Here is an 11,439-nt window from a genome sequence, read left to right as displayed (position 1 = left end):
ATGCTGTGGCCAGGGACTCTGATTGGAGCCGGAGTGGGGTACGCGATTGCCAGCATTCCGGGGGCCATGCTTGGGGCGTTGTTGGGGCAGGCGCTGGATCGGCGCCTGCACTTGCAGAGCTGGGGGCACTTACGCGAAAAGCTCGGTGGCCGGCCGATGCTGCGCAACGATGAATTGCTGTTCGTGTTGCTCGGGCGTCTGGCCAAGAGCGACGGGCGCGTCACTGACGGGCATATCCAGCAGGCGCGCAATGAAATGCGCGCGCTGGAAATGAGCGAGCCGGCGACACGGCGGGCAATTGCCGCGTTCAATCGCGGCAAGTCCGGCAGCGACAATCTGCGCGGCTATCTGCGTCGTTTGAGTGCGCAACCGCACGCGGCTGAAGGTGTGTTGCGCGCCTGTTGGCGAATGGTCTGGGCTGATGGTCGCGCCGGGCTCAGCGAACGCGAGTTGCTGGCGCAGTGGGGCAAGTGGCTCGGCTGGACGGCGCAGCAGGTGCAAGCGCTGGCCAGCGATTACGAACCGGGCAAGCGGCCGATCGTCAGTGCGGCGGTGAGTTATCAGGAGGCGATGAAGCTGCTTGGGGTGTCGGCGAGCAGCGAGCCGGCACAGATCAAGCGCGCTTACCGGCGTTTGCTCAGTCGCCATCACCCGGACAAGATCGCCGGCAGCGGCGCGACCCCGGCGCAGGTGCGTGATGCGACCGAGCGGACGCGGGAATTGCATAGCGCCTATACGCTGATTCGCGAGCGACGGGATTTTCGCTGACCCTTGAAGATCAAAAGATCGCAGCCTTCGGCAGCTCCTACCTTTGGAATGCATTTTTCCTGTAGGAGCTGCCGAAGGCTGCGATCTTTTGCTTTTATCAGTCCGTATTTTGCGGATTCAACCAGCCCCGCACCCGCCGAAACAACTGTTCCTGCTCAGCCTTCTTGTCCGGCAACACCTTCAGCGCCACCTGGCTGAACGCCGAGGTCTTCAGGCGCTTGCTCGCCTGCATGCGCTCCAGCGCCGCGTTGCGATCCAGCGCTCTGTCCATGTAGAAAATATCCACCGTCGGCAGCTTCAGCGTCGGCGTCAGTTCAGCGAGTGGCGGCAGGGCTTTGGCCGGTGCTTGCGCGTCAACCATGACCAGTTTCTCCACCTGCGGCGTTTGTCTCTCACTGAGAAAACGCGCCGCCCAGTAGGCGCCGGTGCCGTGACCGAGCACGACAATGCTGCGCGCGCTCTGCTGTTCGGCGTAGGCAATCGCTGCGTCGATGCGTCCGAAAATGCGCTCGGCGTCGGCTTTGGTTTGTTCTTCGCTGGTCTCGGCCACTACCTGTTCGGCAACTTCCGCTTCCCCACCAGCGGCCTGTTCGATCGGTTGTGCGGTGGTGGCGTCTTTGCTTGTGGTTTCCGGGGCTTTCGGCGCGGCGGCCGGTTCGATTACGCGCGGAGCAATGGCGTCGCTTTGCAGATCCGGCAGGGTGATACTCAGGCTGCTCCACTCGGCATCCGGCAATTTGCCTCGCAACGGGCCAACTGCCTGCGGCCAGTCAGCGGTTTCGCCGGCACCTGGAACGATGATCACCGCGCCTTTGGGTTCGGCGCTGTTGGCCGGTTTCCACAGGGCGAGGAAAGTGTCGCTGCCAGCCTGCAGTTGTTGCTGCTCTTGCGCCGGCAGTTTACGTTGCAGTGCGGCGGCCTCTTCCTGACTACGCTCAAGTAGTGGCTGGCGCTCGGCCGGTTTTTCTTCGGCGGGTTTATCCGTGGCCGCAGGCGCAGGGTCTGCGGCTTCGGCGGAAAACGCACAAGGCAGGATCAGCGACAGGCACAATGCTGGCAGTGCCAGGCGGTAGACAGAGGGCATCGGTTATTCCAGGCCAGAAAGTATCCCGGCAGCCTAATGGGTTGGTCAGAATTTGTCAGTGTATGAGACTTCAATGAAGCGATTTTGCTGCCTGTGGGTTATCGGCTGTTTGTGGTTTCCCTTGATGGGCTGGGCGGCGCCTGCGCCGCCGGGCCATGCCGCGCAATTGTCGCCAGAGCAGCAGCAATGGCTGGCGCAGCACAACGAATTGCGCGTCGGCCTGGTCTTGCAGGCGCCCTACGCGACCTACGATCGGCGCCTGCAGCGATTGTCCGGGGCCAATGTCGAGTTGATGAAACTGCTGGCCAAAACCCTCGGCGTGGAACTGAGCTGGCGCAACTTTCAGGATCTCGGGCAGTTGGAAAACGCTTTGCGCGAGGGCGAGATCGACATCGCTCCGGGCCTCAGCCAGACCCCGAGCGCGCTGCGTCTCTGGCAGTTTTCCGACCCGTACATGCGCGTGCCGCAACTGGTGGTCAGCGATCAGAAAAGCAGCGGCGCGGTCGATCTAGAAAAACTCGACAGCCAGACCCGCGTCGCCGTGCGCATGCCCAGCAGCACCGCCGATTACCTGCGCAGCAATTATCCGCACTTGAATCTGCAAGGCGTGCCGCTGGAGCGTCAGGCCTTGCAACTGCTGTTGAGTCAGCAAGCCTCCTACGCAGTGGTCGACGAAGCGCAGTTGGGGCGTCTGTCGGTGGAGCCGGAGTTTGCCGAACTGGTGGTGGTCGGCGATATCGGCCTGCCGCAGTTGCTGCGCGTGGCCTCGCGGCGCGATTGGCCGGAACTGGCCGGCATCGTCCAGAGCGCCTTGCGCGCAATACCGGCCAAGGACCTGGAACAACTGCACAACCAATGGCTGCAGCCGAAATACCCACGGCTGACCGAGTCGCCGGGGTTCTGGCAGAACCTCAGCCTGTTGTTCGCGGTGATGCTGCTCAGTTGCGCGGCCATCGTGGTCTGGCAGCGGCGCCAACAGCACAGCCTCGAACAACGCCTGCTCAGCGCCCGCGAGGACATCGCGTTGCGCGCCGCCAGCGAAGAGGCCCTGCGGCTGACGCAGTTTTCCATCGATCAAAGCACCGTCGGCATCCTCTGGGTCAATTGGGACAGCCATGTGCGCTACGCCAACCGCGCAGCGGAAAACATGCTCGGCTATCCCTCGGGCGGGCTGATCGAACGGCCACTGATCGATTTCGAGCCCGGCCTGCACATGGATCGCTGGCTCAATCTGTGGAAGCGTGCGCGGGCCAGTGAAGAAGGGCCGCTGAGCTTCGAAACCAGCTGCCTGCGTGCCGATGGCAGCGTGCTGCCGGCCGACGTGTCTTTGAGTTTTCTGCGTTTTCGCGACAGTGAATATCTGGTGGTCTACCTCACCGACGTCACCGACCGCCGTCGCGCGCTCGCCGCTTTGCAGGAAAGCGAGGCGCGCCTGCAAGGCATCGCCGCCAACGTCCCGGGTCTGGTGTTCAGGCTGGAGCGGGCACCGGTCACCGGGCAGATCGACTTTGCCTACATCAGTGAGGGCAGCGAAAGTCTGGTCGGCTACGCACCGGCAGCCATCGCCCATCGCGACATGGGCCTGCGCAGCCTGGTGCACCCCGATGACAGGGCCAGTTATCACCGTACCCAGGATCAGGCGCTGGACACTGACAGCGACTGGTCGTGGCAGGGCCGCATCGTCACGCGCCAGGGTGAGCAGCGCTGGGCCGAGATCAAGGCAATCACCCGCCAGTTGGAGGACGGAGCCTATGTGTGGGACGGCATTGTCTGGGACATCAGCGAAAGCAAACGCATCGAGCTGGAACTGGCGGCCTCGCGCGAGCAACTGCGCGAACTGTCGGCGCACCTGGAAAGCGTGCGCGAAGAAGAGAAGGCGCGCATCGCCCGGGAAGTTCATGATGAGCTGGGGCAGATGCTCACCGTGCTGAAACTGGAGACATCGATGTGCGAACTGGCCTACGCGCAACTCGATCCGGGTCTGAACGAGCGGCTCAACAGCATGAAGCGCCTGATCGCGCAGTTGTTTCAGCTGGTGCGCGATGTGGCGACGGCGTTGCGTCCGCCGATTCTCGATGCCGGGATTGCCTCGGCGATCGAGTGGCAGGCACGACGCTTCGAGGCACGCACGCAGATTCCGTGTCTGGTGCAGGTGCCGGACAACCTGCCGGCACTCAGCGATGCCAAGGCGGTGGGGCTGTTCCGGATTTTGCAGGAAGCGCTGACCAATGTGATGCGCCATGCTCAGGCGCACACGGTGGAGCTGACGCTGGAGCTTGCGGGCGATGAATTGTGTCTGACCGTCAGCGATGATGGCGTAGGATTTGTCGCCGCCGAGGGTCGGCCGACGTCGTTTGGTCTGGTTGGCATGCGTGAGCGGGTGCTGATCATGGGCGGGCGGCTGGAGCTGGTGAGTGAGCCGGGGGAGGGCACCAGTCTTCAAGTGTGGGTGCCGGTAAGTGAGGTCTGAGGTTTTGTATTGTGAGTGCTGACGCCTTCGCGAGCAGGCTCGCTCCCACAGGGACTGGTGTGTACCTGAAATCTGGAGAAAAACGTGATCCGTGTATTGGTAGCCGAAGACCACACCATCGTCCGCGAGGGCATCAAGCAATTGATCGGCCTGGCCAAGGATCTGCAAGTGGTCGGAGAGGCGAGCAATGGTGAGCAACTGCTCGAAACCCTGCGCAGCGTGCCGTGCGAGGTGGTGCTGCTGGACATCTCCATGCCCGGCGTCAACGGCCTGGAAGCTATCCCGCGCATTCGGGCGCTGAACAATCCGCCGGCGATTCTGGTGCTGTCGATGCACGACGAAGCGCAAATGGCCGCGCGCGCATTGAAAGTCGGTGCCGCCGGGTATGCGACCAAGGACAGCGATCCGGCGCTGCTGCTCACGGCGATCCGCAAAGTTGCGGCGGGCGGGCGTTACATTGACCCGGAACTGGCCGACCGCATGGTCTTCGAAGTCGGCCTGACCGATACCCGGCCGCTGCATTCGCTGTTGTCAGAACGCGAATTCTCGGTGTTCGAACGCCTCGCTCAGGGCGCGAACGTCAACGACATCGCCCAGCAACTGGCCTTGAGCAGCAAAACCATCAGCACGCACAAGGCGCGGCTGATGCAGAAGCTCAACATCACCTCGCTGGCGGAGCTGGTGAAATATGCGATGGAGCACAAACTCCTCTGACCGTCACCGCCCTCATGTGGGAGCGAGCCTGCTCGCGAAGGCGGCGTAACAGTCAGCCATTCAGTTTGATGACCCACCGCATTCGCGAGCAGGCTCGCTCCCACAGGTTCGGAGTTGGCATATCCATTAGCGACAGACGCTTTTGCCTTTACTAGCGGCTTGCAGCTTGCCCCTTGCCGCTGCGTTTGCCCAAACGCGCCATCCTTGTAGGGCATTCCCTACCCCCAACCTTCCATTGCGCTTAAGCGATTCTCTCCTGCGCCCCGATTTGCGTGGCCGCCGCCAGCCACTAGGCTTGATGAACAAGCAGTCATCAACAACAAAGGTGTGGGTATGAGCCAGGTCGATACAAGCGCAGGGACCAGTGATGTGCTGGTCAGCTTTCGTGGTGTGCAGAAGAGCTACGACGGCGAGAACCTGATCGTCAAAGACCTCAACCTGGACATTCGCAAAGGCGAATTCCTCACCCTGCTCGGGCCGTCCGGTTCCGGCAAGACCACCAGCCTGATGATGCTCGCCGGATTCGAAACGCCGACCGCCGGTGAAATCCTTCTGTCCGGGCGTTCGATCAACAACGTGCCGCCGCACAAGCGCGATATCGGCATGGTGTTCCAGAACTACGCGCTGTTCCCGCACATGACTGTCGCGGAGAACCTTGCTTTCCCGTTGACCGTGCGCGGCCTGAATAAAAGCGATGTCAGCGAGCGGGTGAAGAAAGTCCTCAGTATGGTTCAGCTCGATGCCTTCGCCTCGCGTTATCCGGCGCAGTTGTCCGGCGGTCAGCAGCAGCGTGTGGCACTGGCCCGCGCGTTGGTGTTCGAGCCGCAACTGGTACTGATGGACGAACCGCTGGGCGCCCTCGACAAACAACTGCGTGAACACATGCAGATGGAGATCAAGCACCTGCACCAGCGCCTCGGCGTGACCGTGGTCTACGTGACCCACGACCAGGGCGAAGCACTGACCATGTCCGACCGCGTCGCGGTGTTCCATCAAGGCGAGATTCAGCAGATTGCGCCGCCGCGCACGCTTTACGAAGAACCGAAAAACACCTTCGTCGCCAACTTCATTGGCGAGAACAACCGCCTCAACGGCCGCCTGCTCAGCCAGAGCGGCGAGCGCTGCGTGGTCGAGTTGGGGCGTGGCGAAAAGGTCGAGGCGCTGGCCGTCAACGTTGGCCAGACCGGCGAGCCGGTGACCCTGTCGATCCGTCCGGAGCGCGTCAGCCTCAACGGTTCGAGCGATCAATGCGTCAACCGCTTCTCAGGGAGGGTGGCGGAATTCATCTATCTGGGCGACCACGTCCGGGTGCGCCTGGAAGTCTGCGGCAAGACCGACTTCTTCGTGAAACAACCGATTGCCGAGCTCGATCCTGCGCTCAGCGTCGGCGACGTGGTACCGCTTGGCTGGCAGGTCGAGCACGTTCGTGCGCTCGATCCGCTTTTAGAGGCGCACTAAGCGCCCCGGCAATACCAACACCAACCCTGCACGTGGAGAGAACAATAAATGTTGAGATCCCTGAAGTTCACCGCCCTGACTCTGGGCCTGATGGGTGCGACCGGCGCAATGGCCGCCGGCCCGGACTTGACCGTGGTGTCGTTTGGCGGGGCGAACAAGGCGGCGCAAGTCAAAGCCTTCTATGCACCGTGGGAAGCGGCGGGTAACGGCAAGATCGTCGCCGGCGAATACAACGGTGAAATGGCCAAGGTCAAAGCCATGGTCGACACCAAGAGCGTGTCGTGGGATCTGGTCGAAGTTGAATCGCCAGAGCTGTCCCGGGGTTGCGACGAAGACATGTTCGAGCAACTCGACCCGGCCCTGTTCGGCAAGACCGAAGACTACGTCAAAGGCGCCATTCAGCCGTGCGGCGTAGGTTTCTTCGTCTGGTCGACCGTACTGGCGTACAACGCCGACAAGCTGAAAACCGCACCGACCAGTTGGGCGGATTTCTGGGACACCAAGAAATTCCCGGGCAAGCGCGGCCTGCGCAAAGGCGCCAAATACACCCTCGAATTCGCGCTGATGGCCGACGGTGTTGCGCCGAAAGATGTCTACAAAGAACTGGCAAGCAAGGGCGGCCAGGATCGCGCGTTCAAGAAACTCGATGAGCTCAAGCCAAGCATTCAGTGGTGGGAAGCCGGCGCACAACCGCCGCAATACCTCGCTTCCGGTGACGTGGTGATGAGCTCAGCGTACAACGGTCGCATCGCTGCCGTGCAAAAAGAATCCAACCTGAAAGTGGTGTGGAACGGCGGCATCTACGACTTCGACGCCTGGGCCATCCCGAAAGGTCTGGACGCCAAACGCGCGGAAGCGGCGAAGAAGTTCATCGCCTTCTCGGTACAGCCGCAGCAGCAGAAGACCTACTCGGAAAACATCGCTTACGGCCCGGCCAACACCCAAGCCGTGCCGCTGCTGGCCAAGGATGTCCTGAAAGACATGCCGACCACCCCGGAAAACATCGCCAACCAGGTGCAGATCGACGTCAGCTTCTGGGCTGACAACGGCGAGCAACTGGAACAGCGTTTCAATTCCTGGGCGGCGAAATAACCACTGTTTTACCTGTATGGAGATGGCAAGGGCGCTTTGTGGCGAGGGGATTTATCCCCGTTGGGTTGCGAAGCAGCCCCGAAGCCATACCCGCTCGGTGGGTCAGGTAAACCGCATTCTCAGGTTTTACGACTGCTGCGCAGCCGAACGGGGATAAATCCCCTCGCCACAAAGGTTCGCTGCCACAGGAGGGCTCGCTCCCACAGGTAGCAGTGTTTCAACGCAACAGAGGTGGTTCGCCACCTCTGTAACGATCAAAGATTTGCGGAGTACGTCATGGCCATCGCCGTTCCCCTGAACGAGGGCAACAGCCCCACCTTGAAGCAGAAGCTCAAGCACGCCGAGCGGGTCAACCGCTGGAAGGCCCAGGCACTGATTGCGCCGCTGGTGCTGTTTCTGCTGCTGGTGTTTCTGGTGCCGATCGTGGCGCTGCTCTATAAAAGCGTCGGCAACCCGGAAGTGGTTGGCGGCATGCCGCGCACTGTCACTGCCATCGCGAGTTGGGACGGCCGTGGTCTGCCCGCCGAGCCGGTGTACAAGGCGGCCAGCGAAGACCTCGCCGAAGCCCGCAAAAACCAGACGCTGGGCGATCTGTCCAAGCGTTTGAACATGGAGTTGGCCGGCTACCGCAGCCTGCTGACCAAAACCGCCCGGGCGCTGCCGTTCGACAGCGAACCGGCCTCTTATAAGGAAGCGCTGGAAGCGCTCGACGAACGCTGGGGCGACCCGGCCTACTGGCAAGCGGTGAAACGCAACACCAGCAGCATCACTCCGTATTACCTGCTGGCGGCGGTCGATCACCGTATCGATGACCTTGGCGAACTGGCCCCGGCCACCCCGGATCAGGCGATCTACCTCGACATCTTCGCCCGCACCTTCTGGATGGGCCTGGTCATCACCGTGATCTGCCTGCTGCTCGCCTATCCACTGGCCTACCTGCTGGCGAACCTGCCTTCGCGGCAGAGCAACCTGCTGATGATCCTGGTGCTGCTGCCGTTCTGGACCTCGATTCTGGTGCGGGTCGCCGCGTGGATCGTGCTGCTGCAATCCGGCGGCCTGATCAACAGTGCGCTGCTGGCCATGGGCATCATTGATAAACCGCTGGAACTGGTGTTCAACCGCACCGGCGTGTACATCTCGATGGTGCACATTCTGCTGCCGTTCATGATTCTGCCGATCTACAGCGTGATGAAAGGCATCTCGCCGACCTACATGCGCGCGGCGATTTCCCTCGGCTGTCACCCGTTCGCCAGTTTCTGGCGGGTGTACTTCCCGCAGACCTACGCCGGCGTTGGCGCCGGCTGCCTGTTGGTGTTCATCCTCGCCATCGGCTACTACATCACCCCGGCGCTGCTCGGCAGTCCGAACGACCAAATGGTCAGCTACTTCGTCGCTTTCTACACCAACACCAGCATCAACTGGGGCATGGCCACCGCGCTCGGCGGCTTGCTGTTGCTGGCGACCGTGGTGCTTTATCTGATCTACAGCTGGCTGGTCGGCGCCAGTCGCCTGCGCCTGAGCTAAGGGGAATTTGCGATGCTGAGTCCTTACATGTCGCCCATCGAACGGGTGTGGTTCTACAGCCTGCGGATTCTCTGCGGCCTGATTCTGTTGTTCCTTATCCTGCCGGTGCTGGTGATCGTGCCGCTGTCGTTCAACTCCGGGAGTTTTCTGGTGTACCCGCTGCAGGGTTTCTCGCTGCAGTGGTACCACGACTTCTTCGCCTCGGCGGAATGGATGCGCGCGCTGAAGAACAGCATCATCGTCGCCCCGGCGGCGACGGTGCTGGCGATGATCTTCGGCACGCTGGCGGCGATCGGCCTGACCCGTGGCGACTTCCCTGGCAAGTCACTGGTGATGGCGCTGGTGATTTCGCCGATGGTGGTGCCGGTGGTGATCATTGGCGTGGCCAGCTATCTGTTCTTCGCGCCACTGGGGCTGGGTAACAGCTTCTTCTCGCTGATCGTCGTGCATGCGGTATTGGGTGTGCCGTTTGTGATCATCACCGTGTCGGCGACTTTGCAGGGCTTTAATCACAATCTGGTGCGTGCGGCGGCGAGTCTGGGTGCTTCACCCCTGACGGCGTTCCGCCGGGTGACCTTGCCGCTGATTGCGCCGGGAGTGATTTCCGGGGCGCTGTTTGCCTTTGCGACTTCTTTCGATGAAGTGGTGGTGACGCTGTTTCTCGCCGGGCCTGAGCAGGCGACATTGCCTCGGCAGATGTTCAGCGGGATTCGCGAAAACCTCAGCCCGACGATTGCCGCTGCGGCGACGTTGCTGATTGCCTTCTCCGTCATCCTGCTGCTGACGCTGGAATGGCTGCGCGGGCGTAGCGAGAAACTGCGTACTGCGCAAGTCTGAGATCAAGGTCAAAAGCCACCCCTCACCCCAGCCCTCTCCCCAAGGGAGCGAGGGGGAAGGGAGCAGATCTTCGTGGCTTTCGCGGCCGGAGTTCGACTCGGTAATTCAGGTCGATGTATTTCGAGAGTACAACCCGGTCAGTCCCCTCTCCCTCCGGGAGAGGGTTAGGGTGAGGGGCTCTTGATCTTCCTATCCGATCAACCATTCACACCCTGAATAGCAGACAACCCCAAATCCCCAGCTAGTCTTGTGCCCAGCTCCCACATCTATAAGAGGCTGCGCACCATGAGTCTGTCCCAGTTCAAAATCGCTCATAAACTGATCACCGGCGCCGCAGCCATCGAACAACTGGCCGCCGAACTCACCCGTCTGGACATCGATAACCCGCTGATCGTCACCGACGCCGCGCTGGTCAAGTCCGGTACTGTCGAGCTGGCGCTGGTGCAACTCGGCGGACGCGAATACGAGATTTTCGACCGTGTACTGCCCGATCCGGAAATCGCCATCGTCGAAGACTGCATGCGTGCCTACCGTGAGGGCGGGCATGACGGTTTGATCGGCCTCGGGGGCGGCAGCGCCATCGATATTGCCAAAAGTGTCGCCGCCTACGCCGGATATCACGGCGCGCTGGAAGATCTGTTCGGCGTCGATCAGGTGCCGCGCAAGGGCCCGCCGCTGATAGCCATTCCGACCACCGCCGGCACCGGCTCTGAAGTTACCAACGTAGCGATCCTCTCGGACAAGGTCGCGCAGTTGAAGAAAGGCATCGTCAGCGACTATCTGTTGCCGGACGTGGCGCTGGTCAGTCCGCAAATGACCCTGACCTGCCCGCGCAGTGTCACCGCCGCCAGTGGTGTCGATGCACTGGTGCACGCCATCGAATCCTATCTGTCGGTGAACGCCTCGCCGATCACCGACTCCCTCGCCATCGGCGCAATCAAGCTGATCGCCAGCGCTCTGCCCAAGGCCTACGCCAACGGCGCCAATCTGCAAGCGCGCGAAGACATGGCCACCGCCAGCCTCATGGCCGGTATGGCGTTCGGTAACGCCGGGGTGGGTGCGGTGCATGCGTTGGCGTATCCGCTGGGCGGGCGCTTCAACATTGCCCACGGTGTCAGCAACGCCTTGCTGCTGCCCTATGTGATGACCTGGAACAAAATGGCCTGCGTCGAACGCATGCAGGATATTGCCGAAGCCATGGGCGTGAAGACCGCTCATCTGAGCGCCAGCGAAGCCGCGGACAAAGCCGTGCAGGCCATGACCGACCTGTGCGCGGCGGTGGAAATCCCTGCCGGGCTGCGCAGTTTCGGCGTGCCGGAGGAAGCGATCCCAGCGATGGCCGTGGAGGCCGCCGGCATCGAGCGGCTGATGCGCAACAACCCGCGCAAACTCAGCGCCGGCGACATCGAGAAGATCTACCGCGCGGCTTACTGAGACTCGGACGCTGAGGGCTCATGGCACAACCCAATCATCGCGGTCCCGGTGCGCGCGT

General features: G+C 61.9%; 9 protein-coding genes. 8 read left to right on the top strand and 1 reads right to left on the bottom strand.

Annotated elements, in window-relative coordinates:
- Window positions 1–768, top strand: coding sequence for a TerB family tellurite resistance protein (locus AB4N73_RS18985; RefSeq protein ID WP_460142412.1), 768 nt, complete (start codon window positions 1–3; stop codon window positions 766–768).
- A 97-nt stretch (window positions 769–865) separates the two neighbouring features.
- Here the strand turns inward: AB4N73_RS18985 and AB4N73_RS18980 are convergent, their stop codons facing one another.
- A complete protein-coding gene (locus tag AB4N73_RS18980; RefSeq protein ID WP_095181415.1) occupies window positions 866–1,852 on the bottom strand; it encodes an alpha/beta hydrolase family protein in 987 nt (328 codons plus the stop codon).
- Window positions 1,853–1,925: 73 nt separating this feature from the next.
- Between AB4N73_RS18980 and AB4N73_RS18975 the strand changes: the two genes are divergently transcribed.
- From AB4N73_RS18975 to AB4N73_RS18945, 7 genes are all read left to right on the top strand, one after another.
- Window positions 1,926–4,322: a PAS domain-containing sensor histidine kinase gene (locus tag AB4N73_RS18975; protein ID WP_310219027.1), complete on the top strand. Its 2,397-nt coding sequence runs from the start codon at window positions 1,926–1,928 to the stop codon at window positions 4,320–4,322.
- An 84-nt stretch (window positions 4,323–4,406) separates the two neighbouring features.
- Window positions 4,407–5,036 (top strand): response regulator, encoded by a 630-nt coding sequence (locus AB4N73_RS18970; RefSeq protein WP_003228820.1) that lies wholly within the window; start codon window positions 4,407–4,409, stop codon window positions 5,034–5,036.
- Between the two features lie 333 nt (window positions 5,037–5,369).
- Window positions 5,370–6,494: an ABC transporter ATP-binding protein gene (locus AB4N73_RS18965; protein ID WP_041476689.1), complete on the top strand. Its 1,125-nt coding sequence runs from the start codon at window positions 5,370–5,372 to the stop codon at window positions 6,492–6,494.
- Between the two features lie 48 nt (window positions 6,495–6,542).
- Window positions 6,543–7,586 carry an ABC transporter substrate-binding protein gene (locus AB4N73_RS18960; RefSeq protein WP_016772907.1) on the top strand — a complete coding sequence of 348 codons (1,044 nt, stop codon included), beginning with the start codon at window positions 6,543–6,545 and terminating at the stop codon, window positions 7,584–7,586.
- Window positions 7,587–7,862: 276 nt separating this feature from the next.
- Complete coding sequence (locus AB4N73_RS18955; RefSeq protein ID WP_460142411.1) at window positions 7,863–9,110, top strand: ABC transporter permease; 1,248 nt, start codon at window positions 7,863–7,865, stop codon at window positions 9,108–9,110.
- A 12-nt stretch (window positions 9,111–9,122) separates the two neighbouring features.
- On the top strand, window positions 9,123–9,947 hold the full coding sequence (locus tag AB4N73_RS18950) for an ABC transporter permease (protein ID WP_093097808.1): 825 nt from the start codon (window positions 9,123–9,125) through the stop codon (window positions 9,945–9,947).
- A gap of 285 nt (window positions 9,948–10,232) precedes the next feature.
- Window positions 10,233–11,381, top strand: a complete 1,149-nt coding sequence (locus tag AB4N73_RS18945; protein WP_016772910.1) for an iron-containing alcohol dehydrogenase — start codon at window positions 10,233–10,235, stop codon at window positions 11,379–11,381.
- Window positions 11,382–11,439: the final 58 nt, after the last annotated feature.

This window comes from Pseudomonas sp. S3_B08 (assembly GCF_054667725.1).
Note: the sequence above shows the minus strand (reverse complement) of the source record. Positions and strands in the feature narration are given on the sequence as shown.

Excerpts from the sequence above, each read along its gene's own strand:
- AB4N73_RS18975 (WP_310219027.1), top strand. The coding sequence starts at position 1,926 with ATGAAGCGATTTTGCTGCCTGTGGGTTATCGGCTGTTTGTGGTTTCCC.
- AB4N73_RS18945 (WP_016772910.1), top strand. The coding sequence starts at position 10,233 with ATGAGTCTGTCCCAGTTCAAAATCGCTCATAAACTGATCACCGGCGCC.
- AB4N73_RS18950 (WP_093097808.1), top strand. The coding sequence starts at position 9,123 with ATGCTGAGTCCTTACATGTCGCCCATCGAACGGGTGTGGTTCTACAGC.
- AB4N73_RS18985 (WP_460142412.1), top strand. The coding sequence starts at position 1 with ATGCTGTGGCCAGGGACTCTGATTGGAGCCGGAGTGGGGTACGCGATT.
- AB4N73_RS18955 (WP_460142411.1), top strand. The coding sequence starts at position 7,863 with ATGGCCATCGCCGTTCCCCTGAACGAGGGCAACAGCCCCACCTTGAAG.
- AB4N73_RS18960 (WP_016772907.1), top strand. The coding sequence starts at position 6,543 with ATGTTGAGATCCCTGAAGTTCACCGCCCTGACTCTGGGCCTGATGGGT.
- AB4N73_RS18980 (WP_095181415.1), bottom strand. The coding sequence starts at position 1,852 with ATGCCCTCTGTCTACCGCCTGGCACTGCCAGCATTGTGCCTGTCGCTG.
- AB4N73_RS18965 (WP_041476689.1), top strand. The coding sequence starts at position 5,370 with ATGAGCCAGGTCGATACAAGCGCAGGGACCAGTGATGTGCTGGTCAGC.